The organism is Ruegeria denitrificans (assembly GCF_001458295.1).
Classification (GTDB): Bacteria; Pseudomonadota; Alphaproteobacteria; order Rhodobacterales; family Rhodobacteraceae; genus Ruegeria; species Ruegeria denitrificans.
The window spans coordinates 1-25,181 of record NZ_CYUD01000011.1 but is presented as its reverse complement, the minus strand read 5'-3'; the positions used below and the strand labels follow the sequence as shown (position 1 = coordinate 25,181).

General features: G+C 57.3%; 21 protein-coding genes. 15 read left to right on the top strand and 6 right to left on the bottom strand.

What is annotated here, in order from left to right:
- Window positions 1-4 precede the first annotated feature (4 nt).
- The 4 genes from RUE5091_RS16435 (at window position 5) to nusG (ending at window position 3,360) form a co-directional block, all read left to right on the top strand.
- Entirely contained in the window at window positions 5-2,182 is a 2,178-nt protein-coding gene (locus RUE5091_RS16435) for a heavy metal translocating P-type ATPase (RefSeq protein ID WP_058283034.1), read from the top strand.
- 5 nt (window positions 2,183-2,187) lie between these two features.
- A complete protein-coding gene (gene ccoS / locus RUE5091_RS16430; protein WP_058283033.1) occupies window positions 2,188-2,346 on the top strand; it encodes a cbb3-type cytochrome oxidase assembly protein CcoS in 159 nt (52 codons plus the stop codon).
- Between the two features lie 82 nt (window positions 2,347-2,428).
- Complete coding sequence (secE, locus tag RUE5091_RS16425; protein ID WP_058283032.1) at window positions 2,429-2,626, top strand: preprotein translocase subunit SecE; 198 nt, start codon at window positions 2,429-2,431, stop codon at window positions 2,624-2,626.
- A 200-nt stretch (window positions 2,627-2,826) separates the two neighbouring features.
- A complete protein-coding gene (gene nusG / locus RUE5091_RS16420) occupies window positions 2,827-3,360 on the top strand; it encodes a transcription termination/antitermination protein NusG (RefSeq protein WP_058283031.1) in 534 nt (177 codons plus the stop codon).
- Between the two features lie 132 nt (window positions 3,361-3,492).
- Here the strand turns inward: nusG and RUE5091_RS16415 are convergent, their stop codons facing one another.
- Together RUE5091_RS16415 and RUE5091_RS16410 are read right to left on the bottom strand one after the other, a co-directional pair.
- Window positions 3,493-4,257, bottom strand: coding sequence for a hypothetical protein (locus RUE5091_RS16415; RefSeq protein ID WP_058283030.1), 765 nt, complete (start codon window positions 4,255-4,257; stop codon window positions 3,493-3,495).
- A complete protein-coding gene (locus RUE5091_RS16410) occupies window positions 4,254-5,099 on the bottom strand; it encodes a hypothetical protein (RefSeq protein ID WP_058283029.1) in 846 nt (281 codons plus the stop codon). Before RUE5091_RS16410 ends, RUE5091_RS16415 begins: the two co-directional genes overlap by 4 nt.
- A gap of 312 nt (window positions 5,100-5,411) precedes the next feature.
- Here RUE5091_RS16410 and rplK point away from each other — a divergent pair, with 312 nt between their 5' ends.
- Together rplK and rplA are read left to right on the top strand one after the other, a co-directional pair.
- The gene (rplK, locus tag RUE5091_RS16405) at window positions 5,412-5,861 is read left to right on the top strand and encodes a 50S ribosomal protein L11 (RefSeq protein ID WP_037314971.1); all 450 of its coding nucleotides are present in this window, start codon (window positions 5,412-5,414) and stop codon (window positions 5,859-5,861) included.
- 1 nt (window position 5,862) lies between these two features.
- Entirely contained in the window at window positions 5,863-6,561 is a 699-nt protein-coding gene (gene rplA, locus RUE5091_RS16400; RefSeq protein ID WP_058283028.1) for a 50S ribosomal protein L1, read from the top strand.
- 76 nt (window positions 6,562-6,637) lie between these two features.
- Here the strand turns inward: rplA and RUE5091_RS16395 are convergent, their stop codons facing one another.
- The 3 genes from RUE5091_RS16395 to RUE5091_RS16385 all read right to left on the bottom strand — a co-directional run bounded on the left by RUE5091_RS16395 (window position 6,638) and on the right by RUE5091_RS16385 (window position 8,749).
- Complete coding sequence (locus RUE5091_RS16395; protein ID WP_058283027.1) at window positions 6,638-7,270, bottom strand: Hint domain-containing protein; 633 nt, start codon at window positions 7,268-7,270, stop codon at window positions 6,638-6,640.
- A gap of 24 nt (window positions 7,271-7,294) precedes the next feature.
- Entirely contained in the window at window positions 7,295-7,678 is a 384-nt protein-coding gene (locus RUE5091_RS16390) for a hypothetical protein (RefSeq protein WP_131726330.1), read from the bottom strand.
- Between the two features lie 162 nt (window positions 7,679-7,840).
- On the bottom strand, window positions 7,841-8,749 hold the full coding sequence (locus tag RUE5091_RS16385; RefSeq protein ID WP_207383743.1) for an aminoglycoside phosphotransferase family protein: 909 nt from the start codon (window positions 8,747-8,749) through the stop codon (window positions 7,841-7,843).
- Between the two features lie 477 nt (window positions 8,750-9,226).
- Here RUE5091_RS16385 and rplJ point away from each other — a divergent pair, with 477 nt between their 5' ends.
- The 6 genes from rplJ to RUE5091_RS16355 all read left to right on the top strand — a co-directional run bounded on the left by rplJ (window position 9,227) and on the right by RUE5091_RS16355 (window position 20,878).
- Entirely contained in the window at window positions 9,227-9,745 is a 519-nt protein-coding gene (rplJ, locus tag RUE5091_RS16380; protein WP_058283024.1) for a 50S ribosomal protein L10, read from the top strand.
- A 79-nt stretch (window positions 9,746-9,824) separates the two neighbouring features.
- Window positions 9,825-10,199, top strand: coding sequence for a 50S ribosomal protein L7/L12 (gene rplL / locus RUE5091_RS16375; protein WP_058283023.1), 375 nt, complete (start codon window positions 9,825-9,827; stop codon window positions 10,197-10,199).
- A gap of 250 nt (window positions 10,200-10,449) precedes the next feature.
- A complete protein-coding gene (rpoB, locus tag RUE5091_RS16370; RefSeq protein WP_058283022.1) occupies window positions 10,450-14,583 on the top strand; it encodes a DNA-directed RNA polymerase subunit beta in 4,134 nt (1,377 codons plus the stop codon).
- A 49-nt stretch (window positions 14,584-14,632) separates the two neighbouring features.
- On the top strand, window positions 14,633-18,874 hold the full coding sequence (rpoC, locus tag RUE5091_RS16365) for a DNA-directed RNA polymerase subunit beta' (RefSeq protein ID WP_058283021.1): 4,242 nt from the start codon (window positions 14,633-14,635) through the stop codon (window positions 18,872-18,874).
- A 242-nt stretch (window positions 18,875-19,116) separates the two neighbouring features.
- Entirely contained in the window at window positions 19,117-19,896 is a 780-nt protein-coding gene (locus tag RUE5091_RS16360) for a YncE family protein (protein ID WP_058283020.1), read from the top strand.
- A gap of 112 nt (window positions 19,897-20,008) precedes the next feature.
- On the top strand, window positions 20,009-20,878 hold the full coding sequence (locus RUE5091_RS16355) for a DMT family transporter (RefSeq protein WP_058283019.1): 870 nt from the start codon (window positions 20,009-20,011) through the stop codon (window positions 20,876-20,878).
- Here RUE5091_RS16355 and RUE5091_RS16350 read toward each other — a convergent pair.
- The gene (locus RUE5091_RS16350) at window positions 20,857-21,678 is read right to left on the bottom strand and encodes a putative rhamnosyl transferase (RefSeq protein ID WP_058283018.1); all 822 of its coding nucleotides are present in this window, start codon (window positions 21,676-21,678) and stop codon (window positions 20,857-20,859) included. The two genes, RUE5091_RS16355 and RUE5091_RS16350, sit on opposite strands and share 22 nt — an antisense overlap.
- A 394-nt stretch (window positions 21,679-22,072) precedes the next feature.
- On the opposite strand from RUE5091_RS16350, the gene rpsL reads away from it, so the two are divergent.
- Genes rpsL through fusA form a run of 3 tightly spaced genes read left to right on the top strand, consistent with a single transcriptional unit; the run spans window position 22,073 to window position 25,066 of the window.
- Window positions 22,073-22,444 carry a 30S ribosomal protein S12 gene (rpsL, locus tag RUE5091_RS16345; RefSeq protein ID WP_005621086.1) on the top strand — a complete coding sequence of 124 codons (372 nt, stop codon included), beginning with the start codon at window positions 22,073-22,075 and terminating at the stop codon, window positions 22,442-22,444.
- 15 nt (window positions 22,445-22,459) lie between these two features.
- Window positions 22,460-22,930: a 30S ribosomal protein S7 gene (gene rpsG, locus RUE5091_RS16340; RefSeq protein WP_058283017.1), complete on the top strand. Its 471-nt coding sequence runs from the start codon at window positions 22,460-22,462 to the stop codon at window positions 22,928-22,930.
- Between the two features lie 18 nt (window positions 22,931-22,948).
- Window positions 22,949-25,066 (top strand): elongation factor G, encoded by a 2,118-nt coding sequence (gene fusA / locus RUE5091_RS16335; protein ID WP_058283016.1) that lies wholly within the window; start codon window positions 22,949-22,951, stop codon window positions 25,064-25,066.
- The last annotated feature ends 115 nt before the right edge of the window (window positions 25,067-25,181 follow it).

Genomic DNA, 25,181 nt, shown 5'->3' with positions numbered 1-25,181 from the left:
GGGAATGACGACGCAGCTTACATCCGGCACTGCGGCTTGCCCGGGTTGTATCGCCAGCCCGGCGGAGCCGGTGCAGCCAATCCCTCAGGATGCTCAGATTGCGCTGTCATTGCCAGGTATTCACTGCTCGGCCTGTATCGCCACAGTCGAACGGGAACTGAACGCCCATCCGGGGGTCGAGGATGCGCGGGTCAACCTGACGCTCAAACGGGCGATGGTCAAAGCATCGCGCGACCTGCGCGCCGCCGATCTGATCCCGGTGTTGGAAAGCGCGGGCTTTGAAGCCCACGAATTGGATCCGGGGTCTCTGTCCGCGACGCAGGCGGATAGGGCCGGACGCGATCTGTTGATGCGGCTGGCGGTGGCCGGTTTCGCCTCGATGAACGTGATGCTGCTGTCGGTGTCGGTCTGGTCGGGCGCATCAGATGCCACGCGCGACATGTTTCATTGGATTTCGGCAGCAATTGCTCTGCCGGCCATCGCCTTTTCCGCGCGGCCCTTTTTTATCAACGCCTGGAGCGCCCTGCGGGTCAAACGCCTGAACATGGACGTTCCAATCGTGTTGGCCATCCTGCTGGCGCTGGTGACATCGTTGTGGGAAACCGCGCTCAGCGGCGCGCATGCCTATTTCGACGCCGCGCTGACGCTGACCTTCTTTCTTCTGGCTGGCCGGTATCTGGATTACCGTACCCGCGACGCAGCCCGATCCGCGGCCGAGGAGTTGACGGCGTTGGAAGTGCCGCGCGCCATCCGACTGGTCGATGACACCGAGGAAGAGGTGGCTGTGGCCACCCTTGCAGTGGGCGATCTGATCCTTGTCCGCCCCGGTGGGCGTATGCCGGTGGATGGTGAAATCGTATTGGGGCGGTCCGAGATTGACCGCTCTCTGTTGACGGGTGAAACTCTACCCGTTTTCGCACAGGCGGGGCTGGCCGTCAGCGCCGGTGAGGTCAACCTGACCGGCCCCCTGACCATTCGGGCGACCGCAGTGGGCGAGGATACCTCGCTACACCGCATGGCCGATCTGGTGGCCATCGCTGAATCGGGTCGGTCGCGATATACCTCGTTGGCGGACAAGGCGGCCAAGCTTTATGCTCCGGGCGTGCATATCCTGTCGGCGCTCAGCTTTCTGGGCTGGTACATCTATTCCGGCGATATCCGCACGGCGCTGAACATCGCAGCAGCGGTCCTGATCATCACCTGCCCCTGTGCGTTGGGGCTGGCGGTACCAGCCGTGACAACAGCAGCCTCGGGGCGGTTGTTCCGCAAGGGGATGCTGATCAAACACGCCACCGCGCTGGAGCGTCTGGCCGAAGTCGATACGGTTGTGTTCGACAAAACTGGGACGCTGACCTCAGGCACGCCCGAACTGACTAATTTGAGCGACCATTCCCGCGCTGACCTTGAAGTGGCGCTAGCACTGGCTGAGGCGTCCTCGCATCCGCTATCCGTTGCCCTGACCAAGGCAGCGCGGGAGGCCGGGATCAAGCCGGTAACCCTCAAGGATGTCACCGAAGTTCCCGGCTATGGCACTGAGGGCAGTTGGCGCGGCCAGCGCGTGCGTCTGGGCCGGGCAGCATGGACCGGCGCGCAAGAGGGCGACCAGACCGGGGCTTGGCTGTCTGTCGCAGGGCAGGCGCCGGTGTGCTTTCAGTACACGGACAGCCTTCGCCCCGGCGCGGCCGAGGCGGTTCAGGCTTTCCGAGATGCGGGCAAAGAGGTCATGCTGATTTCAGGCGACACGCAGGGTGCCGTCCAGGCGCTGGCTGAGAAGCTGGGGATCGAACAGTGGGTTGCGCGGGCATTGCCACAAGACAAGGCCGCCCGCGTGCAGGAGTTGAGCGATCAAGGCCGCCATGTATTGATGGTTGGCGATGGTTTAAACGATACCGCCGCGCTGGCCGCGGCACATGTGTCGATCTCGCCCGCCTCGGCGCTGGACGCGGCGCGGGTCGCATCAGACATAGTGCTGCTGGGCAATGATCTGGCCCCGATTGCCGATGCCTGCGATACCGCAGTGAAGGCGACCAAACGGATTCGTGAGAACTTCCGTATCGCGACCGTATACAATATCATCGCGGTGCCGCTGGCCGTGGCCGGTCTGGCTACGCCCCTGATTGCGGCGCTGGCGATGTCGACCTCGTCGATCACCGTGTCCCTGAACGCCCTGCGTCTGAGGTAACTGCTATGGAAGTTCTGGCCTATCTGATACCGATTTCCCTGTTTCTGGGCGGGGTTGGTCTTGTGGCCTTTGTGTATACGGTCCGCTCGAACCAATATGACGACCCCGAGGGCGACGCGCGGCGCATCCTGAGCGACGAATGGGACGACAGGCCCAAGCCCTGACATGTTGCGCCCAAGCGCTCTTGAAATTACCTCAATGCCCAGCTATGTCCGGCCTATCCGCTAGCAGAGAGAACCAAGCCAAATGGCAACTTTGAATCCGATCCAGTTCATTCAGCAAGTCCGTGCCGAAGTTGCAAAGGTCGTCTGGCCGACCCGGCGTGAGGTGCTGCTGACCACGGTTATGGTGTTCATCATGGCGGCGCTGACAGCTGTGTTCTTTGCGCTGGTCGATCTGGGCATTCGCGGCGGGTTGCAATTGATCCTGGGCGCGTTCGGTTAAACCGGTTCTGGCAGGGTTGAAACGCTACTGCCCCCTTGCACAGCGTGCAATGTCCTAGTAGGTGACGCGGTACTATTCGGAATGGGCGTGCGGCGATTCGGGCTGCGCGCCGCTTTTCATTCCGGGTGACGTGATAGATTTCAATAACGGCGTGTCCGGTACTCAGGATTCTGCCGAAGGCAAACAAGGACGACAGGTTCATGGCGAAACGGTGGTACTCGGTCAGCGTTCTTTCGAATTTCGAAAAGAAGATCGCAGAGCAGATCCGCACGTCGGTGGCTGAACAGGGCCTTGAAGACGATATCGACGAGGTTCTGGTGCCCACCGAAGAGGTGATCGAAGTGCGCCGGGGCAAAAAGGTCACGACCGAACGCCGCTTCATGCCCGGCTATGTGCTGGTGCATATGGAGATGTCCGATCAGGGCTATCACCTGGTAAACTCGATCAACCGCGTCACCGGCTTTTTGGGTCCGCAAGGCCGCCCGATGCCGATGCGCGATGCCGAGGTGAACCAGATCCTGAACCGCGTTCAGGAAGGCGAAGATGCGCCGAAACTGATGATCAGCTTCGAGGTGGGCGAGAAGGTCAAAGTCAACGACGGCCCGTTCGAGGATTTCGACGGCATGGTCGAAGGCGTGGACGACGACGCGCAGAAGCTGAAGGTTTCTGTGTCGATCTTTGGCCGGGAAACTCCGGTCGAATTGGACTTTACGCAGGTGACGAAGCAGGGTTAATAGCCACTTCAGCGAATTTTGCAGCGCCGCGATGCTTCGAGCAACGCGGCGTTTTTGCATTTACGGCAATCAATCTTACGGGTTCTCGGTCGAAGGGCGGGCTATGCCATCAGGATCAAGCGCGCTTTGCAGCTATGGCGGTCCGGGAATCAATTCTTGCCGTTGAAGGACCGTCAGAATGTCGAGGATTGTCGAAGGGCTGACATCCACAGAGCCGTTCAGTAACACGCCCAGCCCACCTTCTCCGATCTCTCTTGGGCCGCCGTTCTCGTAAACCGGGTCAAGCGACGCAAGTTCCGCAGGCAGTTCAGGGCACAATGGAGTGTCGTTTAATACAAGGTCTACTGCGGCTAACATCAGCTCCTTAACGGACTCGAGAGTATCGTCCTCAAGGAGCTGCTCGCGCTGTGCTTCGGGGGCCGAAAGTGTAAGATCAATGAGTTTGAAATAGGCACAATTGTCACGCAACTCGACTGTCGCTTCGGTCGACATGTTCGCCAAGATAGCCCTTTTTTGTTCACCCCGCTGAAAGTCGCGCTCACTGGTTCGGCTGCATTCGAAGATCGTAATGGTTACATCCCCATCCAGATCAATCGCATCGCCTTCGGCTTTAAAGCTCAGATCATCAAGTCGGACTTGCAGACCGCAGTTATCGACTATCGCATTGTCAGCCAGTCGCTGAGGCACAGCTTTTTGTATTTCACGCAGATCGAGCAGCGCACCCACTCCGATCCGAGTAGGGGCAACTGCGGTGAGGTTCAGATCAAGCGTATATGGCAATTCCGTATCTCGCACCGGTAATGTCGCGTCGATGACAAAGTCTACTTGCTGTGCGCTGGGTGAACGGGCACCGACCGAAACCGTCACTAAGACCAAAATCAAGAACCAAAGCCTCATTCCGCAAACTCCAATACGCCCTGTTCTTTAAGCCCTCCGAGGACTTTGACAATTGTCTCGGCGCTGACATCGGCCGATCCGACAACAGCGGCCCCCATCCCGCCTGGAGCGATTTCGCGTGTGCCGCCGGACTCGTAGATCGGATCGAGAACAGTGAATTCTTCTGGCAGCGGTGGGCATACCGGATGGGCTGCCAAAAACTCGCCACCCTTTTCCAGGACTGCTTCGTTAATGCGGTTGGTCAGGCCGAAGAGGTTGGAGACAGCCCCAATGAACCCGCGCGGGCTGAGGTCGGCGCTTTCGATGCTGAATGTAAGGCATTGGCCCCTAACCTCTGCCTTGGCGACGGCAATCGCATCGACGGTAGCCCCAAAATACTGAAAGCCGGGCTCTTCATTCCGTTTGCACCGCGTAAATTGGGCACGGGCTGAACCCTCAACCTTTACGGTTTCACCTATGGCGGTAACGTCTCGGATCTCGAGATAGATCTGGCGTTTACAGTTTTCTTCCAAGGGGCCAGTCAGAATCTGAGGCGCCTTTTCCTGTAATCCACGCAAATCCATGAACGCCCTCAGCCGCAAACGGGTAGGGCTGGATTCTTCTAGACCACCGTAAACAGTGAAAGGAACAGGAATATCGCGTAGCGGGACTTCCTTAGTCAGTTTGATCTGGAACCGGCCGGCATAGGTAGCTGGATCAATCCCTGCCGACGCGGGCGAAGAGGCCTGTTTCGTCACGTTGGCATCCAGAACACCCTGATCCTGGGCCTTGCTACCGCATCCCGGCAACATGGCAATAAGAACGCAGATCAGCAGTCCCTTGTTAAGTCGAGATGATGCCATCCTAGACCACCCCCTTTGTGACTAAGCTGCCCCAAGATACCCGCCTGCGTCTCTTAAGCAACTTATCTTATTGAAAAATCTTTCCGCCCTGTTCAACTCGAGCTGAAAATGGTGCTCGAATTTGTTTCAAGAAGATCATTTTGGAATAAGGCGAGCCCCACTTGCCAACCCCACCAATCCTCTATAAATGCCCGCTCTATCGTCTTCTGGCGAGATTCTCTCGTGGGAGGTTGCTGGGATCGCGATCCCGGATCGGACCACGCAACATAATCTGGGTGAGACGCGTTTCACCTTAGTTGAAAGGAAAACCAAATGGCCAAGAAGCTTGCTGGTACAATGAAGCTGCAGGTTCCTGCAGGTCAGGCGAACCCGTCGCCGCCAGTTGGTCCGGCGCTGGGTCAGCGCGGCATCAACATCATGGAATTCTGCAAGGCGTTCAACGCCAAGACCGCAGACATGGAGCAAGGCGCACCTTGCCCAACCGTGATCACCTATTATCAGGACAAGTCCTTCACCATGGACATCAAGACGCCGCCCGCGTCTTATTACCTGAAAAAAGCGGCTGGTCTGAAGCCGGTTGGCAAGCGTAACCGCCCTCGTGGCGCGGAAAACCCCGGTCGTGAGACCGTGGCAACCGTGACCTCGAAGCAGGTTCGCGAAATCGCCGAAGCCAAAATGAAAGATCTGAACGCCAACGACGTCGAAGGCGCAATGCAGATCATCCTGGGCTCGGCCCGCTCTATGGGCATCGAGGTGAAGTAAGATGGCAAAACTCGGTAAACGTACCCGCGCTGCGCGCGAAGCTGTCGCTGGCAAGGAAAACCTGTCGGTGGACGAAGCAGTTGCCCTGGTCAAAGCCAACGCAACTTCGAAATTCGACGAGACCATCGAGATCGCTCTGAACCTGGGCGTAGACACCCGTCACGCAGACCAGATGGTACGCGGCGTTGTCGGCCTGCCGAACGGCACCGGTAAAACCATGCGTGTTGCTGTGTTCGCACGTGGCCCCAAGGCTGACGAAGCGAAAGAAGCAGGCGCGGATATCATTGGCGCAGAGGACCTGATGGAAACCATTCAGGGCGGCACCATTGAATTCGATCGCTGCATTGCCACCCCGGACATGATGCCGATCGTCGGTCGTCTGGGTAAGGTTCTGGGCCCCCGCAACCTGATGCCGAACCCCAAGGTCGGCACCGTGACCATGGACGTGAAAGCGGCCGTGGAAGCAGCCAAGGGCGGTGAAGTTCAGTTCAAGGCGGAAAAAGGCGGCGTTGTGCACGCCGGTGTTGGCAAAGCGTCGTTCGACGAAGCCAAGCTGGTCGAAAACGTCCGTGCCTTCATCTCGGCCGTGGCCAAGGCCAAACCGTCGGGTGCCAAAGGCACCTACATGAAGAAAATCGCTCTGAGCTCGACCATGGGCCCAGGTGTGACTCTGGACGTTGCAGCTGCTGCGGGCGAATAAGCCCCGGCTAAACGCTTAGAAAAAGAACCCGGGTCGCGCTAACGACCCGGGTTTTTATTTTTAGCGGCATGTTTTGTCAGAGGTACGCGCGTAGCACGCTGGCTTCCTGTGCGCCAATCGTTGCGACTGCTGTGTGCTGGAAAGCAGTGTTGATGTCCTCGACCGACGGGAACAGCGCTAGGATTTCCGCCCTTTGCGGCGATGACAGAGCGTTTTTCGCAATATCACCGTAATAATAGCTTTCTGTCAGCGCGCCGTTTGATCGCACAATGTGGTGCCGGTCAAACATGAAATGCGTATAGGTGATGCGGTCTGTCTCGCGGATCGAAACACCGGGCAGGCCGCACAGGTGCTTGGCAGCCACGAACACTTCGGAGGAACCAAACAGCATGTCGGTTGCTGGAGATTGAATCAGAATCCGGTGCTGTTGCGAAACTACAAGCTCGTGCGTGTTCCCGATAGCGCTGGCTTCGATCACGACCGGGGCAAACGGGCCAAAGCCGTGGACCTCAGTCGTTCCGATCCACAGGATCGGTTGCAACCCGCCATCCCGGGTCCAGACGCGCTGGCCTTTTGCGAGGTTCTGTACATCGACATCGCCATCATCGGTGTCGATCCGAGTTCCGGGTCCAAAGCAGGTAATGTAATCCGTATAGGGCGATGACCCCGCGTTTGAGCCGCTAATTTTGACATAGGAGGTTCCCGGCACCAGGGGGGCCGAGGTGGCATACCCTCAAACGTCTTGCGTGACCCCGTTCTGAGAAAACACGTAAATTTCAATCTCGGGCCCGGTCGGGTTTCCATTAATGTCCAGAGCCTGCACGGTGATGATGGACTCGGACTCAACCTGCGTTCCGTTTGCAACGATTCCACCGCCATCGGTGATGACGTGGCCCGTTTCCTGATCGTCGTTGAACACGTCCGGGCTGCCGCTGGTGTCATCCAGCGTGACAGTAGTGCCAAACCCACCCGAAAATTCAAAAATCGTGCCGTTTGGCGTATCCGAATTGTTAATGATCGAGCCGCCGACGACAATATCGTTGGCGTCGCCTCCAGCGGGAACGAATGTCGCGATGAGGCTGGCGCTGTCCTGAGCGAAAAAACTGCGGAGAACCATCTGCGCGATCACCTTTCTCTCTGCCGGTTACATTGACCTCAGTTGCCAAAGGTCACGATAATTATTCCCCAGAATAAGAAGTTGGTTGCAAGGTTTCCGTCAACCGGGTTTCGAAACAGGCCGCATAATTTATTGGCATCTGCGGTGATAATCGCCACAGTTTTACCGCCCCTGAAAGACGATTTTCAGGCGCTTGCCTAACCGTTGACGTTTGTCTTCCTCAAACGGGCTGCATTCATGGTCGACCCGCCACAAGGCCAGCCAATCTTTCAGCAACCGGCCTCGGATGCAGTAGTCCAGAATGTCGTGGTTGATTGGATGGCGATAAAGGCGAAAGAACATATCTTTGTTTCTTTTGAGAATGCCGCTGCGATCCACGTCGGATACGGTTCCGGGGCGAAAAATATCTGCTTTCAGAAAATCGACAATATCATACACGGCCAGCTTTTCACGGGATTCAGTGAAATCCAAACCGATCGTCTTTCCCTGTCCGACGATCAGGTTCTGCCCGTGAAAGTCGCCATGCGAAAAGACACGGAGATCCTCGGTGCCTTTCAGACGGGCCGCTTCGGCAAACATGACGTTTACCATTTTACGGCTCTGATCCGCGACGTCCCTTGGCACGGCTCCGATAAGTTCGCGAATGCTGTCTGTCATCCATTTTGGCCGAAACGCGTAGCTCAGCGGTGGTTGACTGGAATGCAGATCGTGCAGCCATGAACCGGCCCTGCGAAAGACTTGAGCGACCTGATCTTCGTTCTGGCTGTTATAGATCAGGTCCACCGCGGTTGGGCGGTCGATATATTCAGTGACGAAAAAGGCTTCGGTCGGCGACAGATAAATCGGGCGGATGACCTGCGATGACGGGTTGTTATCGAAATGGCGGTGCAGATCAGCCAGCAGACCGAACTCGTCACGCAGCCTTCCGGTTGTGGGAGAATCCCTGTCGATCTTTAGCGCAAAGCTCGTGGTCTTGGTTGTGACTTTCAGAACAAGGCGCGTGTCGGGAAACCCGTGTGAACGGTAGACGCATTCGACGTTTTCCACGGGCCCAACGGGTTGGTGGCGCATAAACTCCGCCACACACGCTGATGTGATGTTCTTCTCGGTTTCGGTAAGATTCAGCATGCAGGCGCGACGTTCTATTTGTTATACGGCTTGAAGGGATCGCAGTGCCGGTGCCATGTCAATGCCAGGGTTCCAAGCATTCGGTTTTACTCAGCTGACCTGGCCGGTGCGGCAGTGTCGGAGTAGACTGGTGGGAACGGTCAATTTACCCCTTGGAAACCCCTGCCATCTGGCCTAAATAGAGCTGCGGAATAAAGCGTGCGATTCGTCGTGCGCTTTATTTCGTTTCGTCCAAGACGGTGGGTGGGTCCATTCGGGCCCTTAATTCCCTGCCTGAGACGGGTAAGACCAAAGAATTCTGAGGGTCACGATCCTCGGGCGAATTTTGGCCCATCCCGTAATAACGGACCTGAACGCCGGGGTTTACCCCTCGGCAAATATGAGCCGGGGTGAGGGATCGCCCCAAACTTGGAGAGAACTGTGGATAGAGCCCAGAAAGAGAAAGTGGTCGAGGAACTCGGCCAAATCTTCGAAAGCTCTGGCGTCGTAGTGGTTTCGCACTACGCCGGTCTGACAGTTGCCGAGATGCAGGACCTTCGCGCACGTGCTCGTGACGCGGGTGGCGCCGTGCGTGTTGCCAAGAACAGGCTCGCCAAAATCGCCCTTGAGGGTAAGCCGTGTGCAAGCATGGCCGACCTGCTGACAGGGATGACCGTTCTGACCTATTCCGAGGACCCCGTGGCAGCAGCCAAGGTGGCCGAGGACTTCGCCAAGGATAACAAGAATTTTGAGATTCTTGGTGGCGCAATGGGTGAGAACGCTCTGGACCGCAAAGGCGTCGAAACAGTTTCGAAAATGCCGTCTCGCGAGGAGCTTATTGCTTCGATCGTGGGCTGCATTGGCGCACCTGCTTCGAACATCGCTGGCGCGATTGGCGCACCTGCAAGCAACATCGCAAGCATCCTTTCCACCATCGAAGAGAAGGCGGAAGCTGCGTAAGCGGTTGGCACTGAATGATCTGCGTAGGGTAAACACCCTGACGTTGGAACACACACTGTAAACGGAAAGAGCTGATAAAATGGCTGATCTGAAAGCACTCGCAGAAAGCATCGTGGGTCTGACCCTGCTGGAAGCACAAGAACTGAAAACCATCCTCAAAGACGAATACGGCATCGAGCCCGCAGCTGGCGGCGCCGTAATGGTCGCAGCTGGTGGCGACGCCGGTGGCGCAGCCGAGGAAGAAAAAACCGAATTCGACGTCGTTCTGAAGAACGCCGGCGCTTCGAAAATCAACGTGATCAAAGAAGTTCGCGGCATCACTGGTCTGGGCCTGAAAGAAGCCAAGGAACTGGTCGAAGCCGGCGGCAAGATCAAAGAAGGCGTTTCGAAAGAAGAAGCCGAAGAAGTCAAAGGCAAGCTGGAAGCAGCTGGCGCCGAGGTCGAGCTGGCCTAAGCCAATCGACAGGTGCATCGCTGATGTGCCGCAAATTTTGGCTGGGCCCGGAGAAATCCGGGTCCAGCCGAACCTGTCTTAGAAAGTGCCTCATCGGGTGGGGCGTTTTCTAAGACGCGGTTCTTGGATCGGGAGGCTGCCTTCGGGACGGTGGCCATGAATTGATCCGAACGTGTCGTCTCGAATGTGCAAGGCGCCGGGGCCCGACGGTGTCTTTGCCCGATGAGAACATCGAAAGGTGACATCTGACATGGCTCAAACGTTCCTTGGCCAGAAACGTCTTCGTAAATATTACGGCAAAATCCGCGAAGTGCTGGAAATGCCGAACCTCATTGAGGTCCAGAAATCTTCTTATGATCTTTTCCTGCGCTCCGGCGATGCAGAACAGCCCGCTGACGGCGAAGGCATCAAAGGTGTGTTCCAGTCGGTTTTTCCGATCAAGGATTTCAACGAAACCTCCGTTCTGGAGTTCGTGAAATACGATTTGGAAAAGCCCAAATACGACGTCGAAGAGTGCATGCAGCGCGACATGACCTACAGCGCTCCGCTGAAGGTTACTCTGCGTCTGATCGTGTTTGATGTCGATGAAGACACCGGCGCCAAGTCGGTCAAAGACATTAAGGAACAGGACGTGTTCATGGGCGATATGCCCCTGATGACACCGAACGGGACTTTCATCGTGAACGGCACCGAGCGTGTGATTGTGTCCCAGATGCACCGCTCACCCGGTGTGTTCTTTGATCACGACAAGGGCAAAACGCATTCCTCGGGCAAGCTGTTGTTTGCCTGCCGCATCATCCCGTATCGCGGCAGCTGGCTGGACTTTGAGTTCGACGCCAAGGACATCGTGTTCGCCCGTATCGACCGTCGCCGCAAACTGCCTGTGACAACCCTGCTGTATGCGCTGGGTCTGGATCAGGAAGCGATCATGGACGCCTATTACAACACCGTGTCCTATAAGTTGGACAAAAAGAAGGGCTGGATCGCGCCGTTCTTCCCCGAGCGTGTACGCGGCACCCGTCCGACTTATGATCTGGTTGATGCGAAATCTGGTGAAGTGATTGCCGAAGCAGGCAAAAAAGTCACCCCGCGCGCCGTCAAGAAACTGATCGAAGAAGGCGTCGTCACCGACCTGCTTGTTCCGTTCGATCATATCGTCGGCAAGTTTGTCGCCAAGGATATCATCAACGAAGAAAACGGCGCGATCTACGTCGAAGCCGGTGATGAGCTGACCCTGGAATACGACAAGGATGGCGACCTGATCGGCGGTTCCGTCAAGGAACTGATCGACGCGGGCATCACCGACATTCCGGTTCTCGACATCGACAATGTCAATGTCGGCCCCTACATGCGCAATACCATGGCTGCGGACAAGAACATGGGCCGGGACACCGCGCTGATGGACATTTACCGCGTCATGCGCCCGGGCGAGCCGCCCACCGTCGAGGCTGCATCGGCTCTGTTCGACACGCTGTTCTTCGACAGCGAACGCTACGACCTGTCCGCCGTTGGCCGCGTGAAGATGAACATGCGTCTGGCTCTGGACGCGCCGGATACCCTGCGCACACTGCGCCGCGAAGACATCGTGGCCTGTATCAAGGCGCTGGTTGAACTGCGCGACGGTAAAGGCGACGTGGACGATATCGACCATCTCGGCAACCGCCGTGTGCGTTCGGTCGGCGAACTGATGGAAAACCAATACCGCGTTGGCTTGCTGCGCATGGAGCGTGCGATCAAAGAGCGTATGTCCTCGGTCGAGATTGACACCGTCATGCCGCAGGATCTGATCAACGCGAAACCGGCTGCGGCCGCTGTTCGCGAATTCTTCGGCTCATCGCAGCTGTCGCAGTTCATGGACCAGACCAACCCGCTGTCGGAAGTTACCCACAAACGCCGTCTCTCGGCGCTTGGCCCCGGTGGTCTGACGCGCGAACGTGCTGGCTTTGAGGTGCGCGACGTACACCCGACCCACTATGGCCGGATGTGCCCGATTGAAACGCCGGAAGGTCCGAACATCGGTCTGATCAACTCGCTGGCTACCTTTGCCCGCGTGAACAAGTATGGCTTTATCGAAACACCGTATCGCGTCGTCAAGGATGCCGAGGTGACCGATGAAGTTCACTACATGTCCGCGACCGAGGAAATGCGTCACACCGTGGCGCAGGCGAACGCGACGCTGGATCAGAACGGCAAGTTCATCAACGATCTGGTTTCCACCCGTCAGGCTGGTGACTACACCCTTGCCCCGCGCGAGAATGTGGACCTGATCGACGTGTCGCCGAAACAGCTGGTATCAGTAGCTGCATCGCTGATCCCGTTCCTTGAAAATGACGACGCCAACCGCGCTCTGATGGGCTCGAACATGCAACGTCAGGCGGTTCCGCTGCTGCGGGCCGAGGCGCCGCTGGTCGGTACCGGTATCGAGGAAAAGGTTGCGATCGACTCGGGCGCTGCGATTCAGGCGAAACGCGCCGGTATCATCGACCAGGTCGATGCCCAGCGTATCGTTATCCGCGCCACCGAGGATCTGGAACTGGGCGACGCGGGTGTGGACATCTACCGTCTGCGCAAATTCCAGCGTTCGAACCAGAACACCTGCATCAACCAGCGTCCGCTGGTGAAAGTGGGTGACACTGTCACGAAAGGCGAGGTTGTCGCCGATGGTCCGTCCACCGATATCGGTGAACTGGCACTGGGTAAGAACGTGGTTGTCGCGTTCATGCCGTGGAACGGTTACAACTACGAAGACTCGATCCTGATCAGCGAACGTATTGCGCGTGATGACGTCTTTACCTCGGTCCATATCGAGGAATTCGAAGTCGCCGCTCGTGACACTAAACTGGGCCCGGAAGAGATCACCCGCGACATTCCGAACGTCGGTGAAGAAGCGCTGCGCAACCTCGACGAGGCTGGCATCGTTTACATCGGTGCGGATGTTGAGCCGGGCGATATTCTGGTCGGCAAGATCACTCCGAAGGGCGAAAGCCCGATGACTCCGGAAGAAAAGCTGCTGCGCGCCATCTTTGGTGAAAAAGCATCTGACGTGCGTGACACCTCGCTGCGCGTGAAGCCGGGTGATTACGGTACTGTGGTCGAAGTGCGCGTCTTCAACCGCCACGGTGTGGAAAAAGACGAGCGTGCGCTGCAGATCGAGCGTGAGGAAGTCGAACGTCTGGCCCGTGACCGGGATGACGAGTTGGCGATCCTGGACCGCAACATCTATGCGCGTCTGCAGGGCCTGATCCTGGGTAAAACCGCCGTCAAAGGCCCGAAAGGCGTCAAGCCGGGCTCGGCAATCACCGAGGACCTGCTGGAAACTCTGACCCGTGGTCAGTGGTGGCAGCTGGCGCTGGAAGACGAGAAGGACGCCCAGATCGTAGAGGCTCTGAACGAGCAATACGAAGTGCTCAAGCGTGCTCTGGACGCCCGTTTCGAAGACAAGGTCGAAAAAGTCCGTCGTGGTGACGATCTGCCGCCGGGTGTGATGAAGATGGTCAAAGTCTTCATCGCCGTGAAGCGCAAGCTGCAGCCGGGCGACAAGATGGCCGGTCGTCACGGGAACAAAGGTGTGATCTCTAAGGTTGTTCCGATGGAAGACATGCCGTTCCTGGCCGATGGTACGCCGGTTGACTTCTGTCTGAACCCGCTGGGCGTGCCTTCGCGTATGAACGTTGGTCAGATCCTTGAAACCCACATGGGTTGGGCCGCACGCGGTCTGGGTCTGAACATCGACGAAGCACTGGGTGAATACCGCCGTTCCGGCGACCTGACCCCGGTTCGCGAAGCGATGAAGCTGGCTTACGGCGAGAATGTCTATGAAGAAGGCATTGTTGGCATGGACGAGGATCACCTAATCGAGGCTGCGGGCAACGTGACCCGCGGTGTTCCGATCGCGACCCCGGTCTTTGACGGTGCCAAAGAGGCTGACGTCAACGACGCGCTGGTGCGTGCGGGCTTTTCGGAAAGCGGTCAGTCGGTTCTGTTCGACGGTCGTACGGGTGAGCAATTTGCGCGTCCTGTGACCGTTGGCATCAAGTATCTGCTGAAACTGCACCACCTTGTGGATGACAAAATCCACGCGCGTTCGACCGGGCCTTACAGCCTGGTTACCCAGCAGCCGCTGGGTGGTAAGGCGCAATTCGGTGGTCAGCGCTTTGGTGAGATGGAGGTCTGGGCCCTGGAAGCTTATGGCGCCGCCTACACCCTGCAGGAGATGCTCACCGTGAAATCGGATGACGTCGCCGGCCGGACCAAGGTCTATGAGTCGATCGTCAAGGGCGAGGATAACTTTGAAGCGGGCGTACCGGAATCGTTCAACGTTCTGGTTAAAGAAGTCCGTGGCCTCGGCCTGAATATGGAACTCCTGGATGCGGAGGAAGAGTAGGGGCGGCAACGCCCCACACTCATCCCATCCCAATTTGTAAGGACGCAAAATGAACCAGGAAATCACCAATAACCCGTTCAACCCGCTGACGCCGCCGAAAGTCTTTGACGAAATCAAAGTCTCATTGGCGTCGCCCGAGCGGATTCTGTCTTGGTCCTATGGCGAGATCAAGAAACCCGAAACCATCAACTACCGGACGTTCAAGCCCGAGCGTGACGGTCTGTTCTGCGCGCGTATCTTTGGCCCGATCAAAGATTACGAATGTCTGTGCGGCAAATATAAGCGGATGAAGTATCGCGGCGTTGTCTGCGAGAAATGCGGTGTGGAAGTCACCCTGCAGAAAGTCCGCCGCGAGCGTATGGGCCACATCGAACTGGCAGCACCCGTTGCGCACATCTGGTTCCTGAAGTCGCTGCCGTCCCGCATCGGTCTGATGCTGGACATGACGCTGCGCGATCTGGAACGCGTTCTGTACTTTGAAAACTATGTCGTCATCGAGCCCGGTCTGACCGACCTGTCCTATGGCCAGATGCTGACCGAAGAAGAGTATATGGACGCGCAGGATGCCTATGGCATGGACGCGTTCACCGCCAATATCGGTGCTGAAGCCATCCGTGAGATGCTGGCCCAGATCGATCTGGAAGCCGAAGCCGAGCAGCTGCGTGCTGATCTGGCCGAAGCAACCGGTGAGCTGAAGCCAAAGAAGATCATCAAGCGTCTGAAGGTTGTCGAATCCTTCCTTGAGTCGGGCAACCGGCCTGAATGGATGGTGATGACCGTGATTCCGGTCATTCCGCCGGAACTGCGTCCGCTGGTTCCGCTGGATGGCGGCCGTTTTGCGACTTCGGATCTGAACGATCTGTATCGCCGTGTCATCAACCGGAACAACCGCCTGAAGCGTCTGATCGAACTGCGCGCGCCTGACATCATCGTCCGCAACGAAAAGCGGATGCTGCAGGAATCCGTTGATGCTCTGTTCGACAACGGTCGTCGTGGCCGCGTGATCACCGGCGCCAACAAGCGCCCGCTGAAATCGCTGTCGGACATGCTGAAAGGTAAGCAGGGCCGCTTCCGTCAGAACCTTCTGGGTAAGCGCGTCGACTTCTCGGGCCGTTCGGTCATCGTGACCGGGCCGGAACTCAAGCTGCACCAGTGTGGTCTGCCCAAGAAGATGGCGTTGGAGCTGTTCAAGCCGTTCATCTACTCGCGCCTTGAAGCCAAGGGTCTGTCTTCGACCGTGAAACAGGCGAAGAAGCTGGTCGAAAAAGAGCGTCCCGAAGTGTGGGATATCCTCGACGAGGTGATCCGCGAACACCCTGTCATGCTGAACCGTGCGCCGACGCTGCACCGTCTTGGCATTCAGGCGTTCGAGCCGGTTCTGATCGAAGGTAAAGCCATCCAGCTGCACCCGCTGGTCTGTTCGGCCTTTAACGCCGACTTCGACGGTGACCAGATGGCCGTGCACGTCCCGCTGAGCCTTGAGGCCCAGCTGGAAGCCCGTGTTCTGATGATGTCGACGAACAACGTTCTGTCGCCCGCAAACGGCGCACCGATCATCGTTCCGTCGCAGGATATGATCCTGGGTCTGTACTACGTGACCTTGGAACGTGAAGGCATGCCCGGTGAAGGCAAAGTGTTTGGTTCGATCGACGAAGTTCAGCATGCGCTGGATTCCGGCGAAGTGCACCTGCACACCAAGATCACCGCGCGGATCACGCAGATCGACGACGAAGGCAACGAAGTTCAGAAGCGTTTCGAGACAACTCCGGGCCGTCTGCGTCTGGGTGCCTTGCTGCCAATGAACAACAAGGCGCCTTTCGAGCTGGTCAACCGCCTGCTGCGGAAGAAAGAAGTGCAGCAGGTGATCGACACCGTCTACCGTTATTGCGGTCAGAAAGAGTCGGTTATCTTCTGTGACCAGATCATGTCGATGGGCTTCAAAGAAGCGTTCAAGGCGGGCATCTCGTTCGGTAAGGACGACATGGTCATTCCGGACGACAAGTGGGGCATCGTTGATGACACCCGCGGTCAGGTGAAGGATTTTGAACAGCAGTACATGGACGGCCTGATCACTCAGGGTGAAAAGTACAACAAAGTTGTTGATGCCTGGTCGAAGTGTAACGATCGCGTCACCGATGCAATGATGAGCACAATCTCATCGTCGGATCGGGCTGCAGACGGTTCTGAGCAAGAGCCGAATTCGGTCTACATGATGGCCCACTCGGGTGCGCGTGGCTCGGTTACTCAGATGAAACAGCTGGGCGGTATGCGCGGTCTGATGGCCAAGCCGAACGGTGACATCATCGAGACGCCGATCATCTCGAACTTTAAAGAAGGTCTGACTGTTCTCGAGTACTTCAACTCGACCCACGGTGCCCGTAAGGGTCTGTCGGATACCGCTCTGAAGACGGCGAACTCGGGTTACCTGACCCGTCGTCTGGTGGACGTGGCGCAGGATTGTATCGTTCGTGAGATCGACTGCGGCACCGAGCGTGCGATCACTGCCGAAGCCGCTGTCAACGACGGTGAGGTTGTTGCGTCTCTGGCCGAACGTGTGCTGGGCCGTGTCTCTGCCGATGACGTTCTGCGTCCGGGCACGGACGAGGTTCTGGTCGCTGCAGGCCAGCTGATCGACGAACGTATGGCTGACATGATCGACGAGGCCGCTGTTGCGTCGATGCGCATCCGTTCGCCTCTGACTTGTGAGTCGGAAGAGGGCGTTTGCGCCACCTGCTACGGTCGTGACCTTGCACGTGGTACGCGGGTCAATACAGGCGAAGCGGTTGGCATCATCGCCGCCCAGTCCATCGGTGAACCCGGTACACAGCTGACGATGCGGACTTTCCACATCGGTGGTGTTGCCCAGGGCGGACAGCAGTCGTTCCAGGAAGCCAGTCAAGACGGTGTGGTTTCGTTCGAGAACCCGCAGGTTCTGGCCAATTCCGCAGGTGAAATCCTGGTCATGGGCCGGAACATGAAGCTGGTGATCAAAGACGAACACGGCGAGGAACGTGCCAGCCACAAGCTGGGCTATGGTTCCAAGCTGTTCGTCAAGGACGGTTCCAAGGTTGCTCGCGGTGACAAGCTGTACGAATGGGATCCCTACACCCTGCCAATCATCGCCGAGAAAGCCGGTACCGCGAAATACGTTGATCTGGTTTCGGGCCTTGCTGTCCGGGATGAGACCGATGAAGCGACCGGTATGACCCAGAAGATCGTGATCGACTGGCGCGCCGCCCCCAAAGGCAGCGACCTGAAGCCCGAGATCATTCTGGTTGGTGAAGATGGCGAGCCGGTCCGCAACGACGCGGGCAACCCGGTTCACTATCCGATGTCGGTGGATGCGATCCTGTCGGTCGAAGACGGCCAGCAGATCGAAGCCGGTGACGTTGTCGCGCGTATCCCGCGTGAAGGCGCCAAGACCAAGGACATCACCGGTGGTCTGCCGCGTGTGGCCGAACTGTTCGAAGCCCGCCGTCCGAAAGATCACGCGATCATCGCAGAAGCCGATGGTTACGTGCGCTTTGGCCGCGACTACAAGAACAAGCGCCGCATCAGCATCGAACCGGCTGACGAGTCCATGGAGACCATCGAATACATGGTGCCCAAGGGCAAGCACATCCCGGTCGCCGAAGGGGACTTCATCCAGAAGGGTGAATACCTGATGGACGGTAACCCGGCTCCGCATGACATCCTGTCCATCATGGGGGTCGAAGCGCTGGCGGATTACATGATCGACGAGGTGCAGGACGTCTATCGTCTGCAGGGCGTGAAGATCAACGACAAGCACATCGAGGTCATCGTGCGCCAGATGCTGCAGAAGTGGGAGATCCTGGATTCAGGCGACACCACCCTGCTGAAAGGCGAACATGTCGACAAGCAGGAGTTCGACGCAGCCAACGAGAAGACACTCTCGCGTGGCGGCCGTCCGGCTCAGGGCGAACCGATCCTTTTGGGGATCACCAAAGCCTCGCTGCAGACACGTTCGTTCATCTCGGCGGCGTCGTTCCAGGAAACCACCCGCGTGCTGACCGAAGCTTCGGTTCAGGGCAAGAAGGACAAACTGGTTGGCCTGAAAGAGAACGTCATCGTTGGTCGTCTGATCCCTGCCGGTACCGGTGGAGCGACTCAGGCCGTGCGTCAGGTTGCTCAGGGCCGCGACAACGTCGTGATCGAAGCCCGCCGGGAAGAGGCCGAAGCGGCCGCTGCACTGGCGGCGCCGATGGTCGACGACGATATGGTTGGCGACGAGCTGGACGTTCTGGTCGAAACCCCGGAAAGCCGCGAGTAAGCGACTACGATAGTCCAAAGATCAGGCCCCGCGAGTTCGCGGGGCCTTTTTTGTTGGTTAACCTGAATAGGTCCCCCTTAGAACAGAATGCTTGGAGAGCGGCATTTCGAACTCACCTCGCGTGACAAGGGCTGCAGGAAGATTGCATTTCAGAAGTGATAAAGTGCGATCTTATTCAGTGAATACACTTTTTGTGATACGCTTATTCTTATTTTAACCAATATTTGGCTGGAGATCGGATCATGCTGTCCGTGTTGAATCTGTGTCGTGCGTTTACCATTGCAGGGTTTGGGCTTCTGCTTGGCTGTACTGATTATGCCTATGTTGGTATGCCGCCAGGTCAGCCTTCTCGGGAAATTAAGATTCCAGACGGGTCCACCCGTTTGATCCCGATTTCCTCCTCCATCGTCGGTCTTGCATATGATGACGCGCGCGAGCGGATATTCCTGCGCAATCTTCCCGGCACTCAGCTACAGGAACTTGATCGCGATGGGCGGGTCCTGCGCACTTTTTCAGCCCAGCGGGTTCCGGCCGGGTGCGGTGGTTTCACACCCGACGAATTCCCGATCAAAGAGTGTGGTTTAGCTGTCCGTGAGTCAGATGGTCATCTATTCCTTGATCATCCGAATGGATTGATGATCTCGGAATTGACGCGTGACGGGCAATTCGTCCGCAACATCAGAATTGGACAACCCCAAGGCCCCATCGGAGGAGTAGCTTTCGACGAAAATACGAAAACTTTGTACATCTTGTTCATACGAAATCGGCTGATCGCCGAGATAGACCTGAACGGTAATACCAAGAGGATTATCCGAGCCACCAACCCTGCTGTCGGTGCGGCGCTGCAGATTGAACGGTTTGGCCTCGGTATCAACTCAGATCGACGAGAGCTTTATGTCGCGCTTCAAAATGGTAACCGGCTTGGGGTGCTGAACATGTCCGGAGGGTTGATTGCGACCCATAACCTGAGTGCAGGAGTGGCTGTGGAAGGTATCGGAGGCGGTCGTGTCTTCGGTCTCTAAAAGCGCGAGACCAAAACAATTGTGATTTCCGTCTAAATTTGCTCGGATGCGTTGACATTGCGACAGTCGGTTGGGCCAATGCGATTATTGACTTGCAACCGGACCTGCCAAAATGACCCCAAACGTGAAAGGCGCGCTGCTGATGATGGGCAGCATGGCGGCCTTTACCATCAATGATGCTCTGATCAAGGCCGCAGGTGCCGAGATACCGCTGTTTCAGATGGTTGCAATGCGCGGGCTTCTGGCGACGGTTCTGGTCTTCCTGCTGGCCCGTCATTTAGGGGCGTTGCATCTGAATTTTCCACGTCATGACAAATGGCTGGTGGCCTTCCGGTGTCTGGCCGAGCTGTCGGCCACGTACTTCTTCCTGACCGCGTTGCTGCACATGCCGCTTGCCAACGTGACTGCGGTGTTACAGGCCTTGCCGTTAACGGTCACGTTGGGGGCCGTACTGTTTTTTGGTGAACATATCGGGTGGCGGCGGGTGCTGGCGATTGTGCTGGGCTTTGCCGGAATGCTGTTGATCGTGCGGCCGGGTCCCGAAGGGTTCAGCATATACGCGATCTATGCCTTGGTTGCGATGGCCTCGGTCACAGCGCGGGATCTGATCACGCGGCGTATGTCGGTGCATGTGCCCTCGCTGGCGGTCACTCTGGCCACGTCAGTGACGATTACAGTGTCGGCTGGGGTTGCCACCATTGCGACAGGCTGGGAACCGGTATCGGTCGGGGCTGGCCTGATGATGGCTTCGGCAGCGGTGTTCGTACTGGGGGGCTATCTGTTCAGCGTCATGGTCATGCGCGTGGGCGAGGTCGGCTTTGTCGCACCCTTCCGGTATTCCAGCCTGATCTGGGCGCTGGCGCTGGGTTGGTTGGTATTCGGAGACTGGCCGGACACTATCACAATGTTAGGCGCGACCCTGGTCGTTGGGGCGGGTCTGTTCACATTGTTCCGCGAACGTCAGGTCCAACCTGCCGAGTGAACCTGACGGACACGATTTTGATCAATCGCAAAACGAGCGATGAATTCGCCTTCTTGTTTGGGTGTCAGGGGCTGTAATTCTTCGTTGCTGTTGCGGGCACCCCATGAATCGTTGGACGTATGCATGGAGCGCACCCACATGGGCGCATCCGGATAACTGACGACAGGCATGAAACGACCGATACGGTGGTGGGCGAAACTGAAAATCGTATGTTTGCAACCGCCAGAAACATACATGCCCAGACCCACGCCTATCAGCGATTTGAAGGTCTCGGCCACATGTACCCCTTCCGAATTCAAGCGGGCGATAAATCCCTTGTTGAAATCTATGCCGACCGTGTGGTTCCGGCTCATAAGCGTCTTACAGTCCTCGGCTGCGTCGCGGAGGCGCTCTACAAAATCAACGGAAACAGCATCGTCATCGTCATGTCGGAATTGTAGACAGGGCTGGTCCGGATCGGTGCGGGCCGTGTGCAGAATATCCTTCATAATGTGGCGGTGCTTTTTGTCGGTCTCTGCCGATTTCTGTACGATCTGAATCTGTTTGATATCAGCCGTCAGATCATGCAGCCGATCGAATGCGGATTTAGGCAGGCATTCTCCTACCGCCACTAACAGCACGAAGTCCTCATCTGTATGCTCTCGAAAACAGGGCAGGGTAGAAGATTCAAAGAGGCGAAACCTCTCTTCCAATCGTTTTGGGTCGTACAGATAACGGCGCCGTTCTTCGAGTGTTTCATGTTCGATCTGAAAACTGCCAAGGGCCGGGAAAGAAAAGCGGCAAAGGCCAATCACTTGCATGGTGCGTCCATTGTCAGAATACCGAATTCACTATGCCGGTGTCTGCTGCCGCCCGCAACGCCAGACGGTTCTGGCGGTCTTGCAAAGCACCTGATAATCCTAGGCGAACAGGCCAGTCTGGCACACCTGAGCTTGCACTGTTGACACTCGGGCCGACTCCTCATATACGCGCGTCATCTCGGTGCGGGGGCCGCCCCATATCCGATTCCAGTAATGAACTGGTCAAGGCCCGGACAATTTTGCAGTTCGCGCCCTCTGATAATCAACCGCGACGTTCACCTCGGAATGGGAACGCTCGCGGGTTTTGCGCTTGTGGACGCATAAGTGCAGCAAATTTAACCGCACGCAATGCGCGTGCATGTCATGTGTGTTGCAAAACGGGGAAGAAACCGGAATGCCAACTATTCAACAGCTGATCCGCAAGCCGCGGCAGCCCAAAGTAAAACGCTCGAAGTCCATGCACCTGGAGCAGTGCCCGCAGAAACGCGGCGTCTGCACCCGTGTGTATACCACCACGCCGAAGAAGCCGAACTCGGCTATGCGTAAGGTTGCCAAAGTGCGCCTGACCAACGGGTTCGAGGTCATCTCGTACATCCCCGGTGAAAGCCACAACCTGCAGGAACACTCGGTTGTTCTGATCCGTGGCGGCCGTGTGAAAGACCTTCCCGGTGTGCGTTACCACATCCTGCGCGGTGTTCTGGATACTCAGGGCGTCAAAGACCGTAAGCAGCGTCGTTCGAAATACGGCGCGAAGCGTCCCAAGTAAGAAGGAGAGGCTGATATGTCACGTCGTCACGCCGCCGAAAAACGCGAAGTCCTGCCTGACGCCAAATTTGGCGACAAGGTACTGACCAAATTCATGAACAACCTGATGATCGACGGTAAGAAGTCGGTCGCAGAGCGCATCGTCTACAACGCCTTTGACCGCGTTGAAGGCAAGATCAAGCGCGCTCCTGTCGAAGTGTTCCACGAAGCGCTCGACAACATCAAACCGTCGGTCGAGGTTCGCTCGCGCCGGGTTGGTGGTGCAACCTACCAGGTTCCGGTCGAAGTGCGCCCCGAGCGCCGCGAAGCCCTGGCCATTCGCTGGCTGATTTCGGCTGCGCGCGCCCGCAACGAAAACACCATGGAAGAACGCCTTGCCGGTGAACTGCTGGACGCCGTACAGTCCCGCGGTACTGCCGTTAAAAAGCGCGAAGACACCCACAAGATGGCCGAGGCGAACAAAGCCTTCAGCCACTACCGTTGGTAATTCCAGAGGCTTATCAAAATGGCACGCGAATATACACTCAACCACTACCGTAACTTCGGTATCATGGCGCATATCGATGCAGGTAAGACCACCTGCTCGGAACGTATCCTGTATTACACCGGCAAATCCCACAACATCGGTGAGGTGCACGATGGTGCAGCCACGATGGACTGGATGGAGCAGGAGCAGGAACGCGGCATCACCATCACTTCGGCTGCGACCACCACCTTCTGGGAGCGCACCGAAGACGGTGAAACTGCTGACTCGCCCAAGCACCGCCTGAACATCATCGACACCCCCGGCCACGTTGACTTCACCATCGAAGTTGAACGTTCGCTGGCGGTTCTCGACGGTGCCGTCTGCGTTCTAGACGCAAACGCCGGCGTTGAGCCCCAGACCGAAACCGTGTGGCGTCAGGCTGACCGCTACAAGGTTCCGCGTATGGTTTTTGTCAACAAGATGGACAAGATCGGCGCAGACTTCTTCAACTGCGTTCGCATGATCGAAGATCGCACCGGCGCACGTGCTGTTCCGGTTGGTATTCCGATTGGTGCAGAAACCGAGCTGGAAGGTCTTGTTGACCTGGTCACCATGGAAGAATGGCTGTGGCAGGGCGAAGACCTGGGCGCAAGCTGGGTCAAAGCACCGATCCGTGACAGCCTGAAAGACATGGCCGACGAATGGCGCGGTAAGATGATCGAAGCGGCCGTCGAAATGGACGACGACGCAATGATGGAGTATCTGGAAGGCAATGAGCCCGACGTTCCGACCCTGCGCGCCCTGCTGCGTAAAGGTACGCTGGAAATCGCGTTCGTTCCGGTTCTGGGTGGTTCGGCGTTCAAGAACAAAGGCGTTCAGCCGCTGCTCAACGCTGTGATCGACTATCTGCCCAGCCCGCTGGACGTTGTTGATTACATGGGCTTCAAACCCGGCGACGAAGAAGAAGTTCGTGACATCGCTCGTCGTGCAGACGACAACATGGCCTTCTCGGGCCTGGCGTTCAAAATCATGAACGACCCCTTCGTTGGCTCGCTGACCTTTACCCGGATCTACTCGGGCACCATGAACAAGGGTGACTCGATCCTGAACTCGACCAAAGGTAAGAAAGAGCGCATCGGTCGTATGATGATGATGCACTCGAACAACCGGGAAGAGATCGAAGAAGCGTTTGCAGGAGACATCATCGCGCTGGCGGGTCTGAAAGACACCACCACCGGTGACACTCTGTGCGACGCCAAGGATCCGGTGGTTCTGGAAACCATGACCTTCCCCGATCCGGTGATCGAAATCGCGGTTGAGCCCAAAACCAAGGGTGACCAAGAGAAGATGTCCCAGGGTCTGGCCCGTCTGGCCGCCGAAGACCCGTCCTTCCGTGTGGAAACCGACCTGGAATCGGGTCAGACCATCATGAAGGGCATGGGCGAACTTCACCTGGACATCCTGGTGGACCGTCTGAAGCGCGAATTCAAAGTCGAGGCGAACATCGGTGCACCGCAGGTGGCATACCGTGAAACTATCTCGATGCCGGTTGAGCACACCTACACCCACAAGAAACAGTCGGGTGGTTCGGGTCAGTTCGCGGAAGTCAAGCTGGAGATCCAGCCGACCGAAGCAGGCGAAGGCTATTCGTTCGAAAGCCGCATCGTTGGTGGTGCTGTTCCGAAGGAATACATCCCGGGTGTTGAAAAAGGCATCAACTCGGTCATGGATAGCGGCCCGCTGGCTGGCTTCCCCGTGATCGACTTCAAGGTTGCCCTGCTGGACGGTAAGTTCCACGACGTTGACTCGAGCGTTCTGGCGTTCGAAATCGCGGGTCGTATGTGTATGCGTGAAGGCATGCGCAAAGCCGGTGCGAAACTGCTGGAACCGATCATGAAGGTCGAAGTGATCACCCCGGAAGAATACACCGGCGGTATCATCGGCGACCTGACCTCGCGTCGGGGCCAGGTGTCTGGACAAGAGCCGCGCGGCAACGCAATCGCGATCGACGCGTTCGTTCCGCTGGCCAACATGTTCGGCTACATCAACACTCTGCGTTCGATGTCGTCGGGCCGTGCCCAGTTCACCATGCAGTTCGACCACTACGATCCGGTTCCGCAGAACATCTCGGACGAGATCCAGGCGAAATACGCATAAGCGAAGATTTGAGGGAGCTCCGGCCAGGGGCTCCCTTCATTACCGAAAAAGGAGGCCATCATGGCAAAGGAAAAGTTTGAGCGTAATAAGCCGCACGTCAACATCGGCACGATTG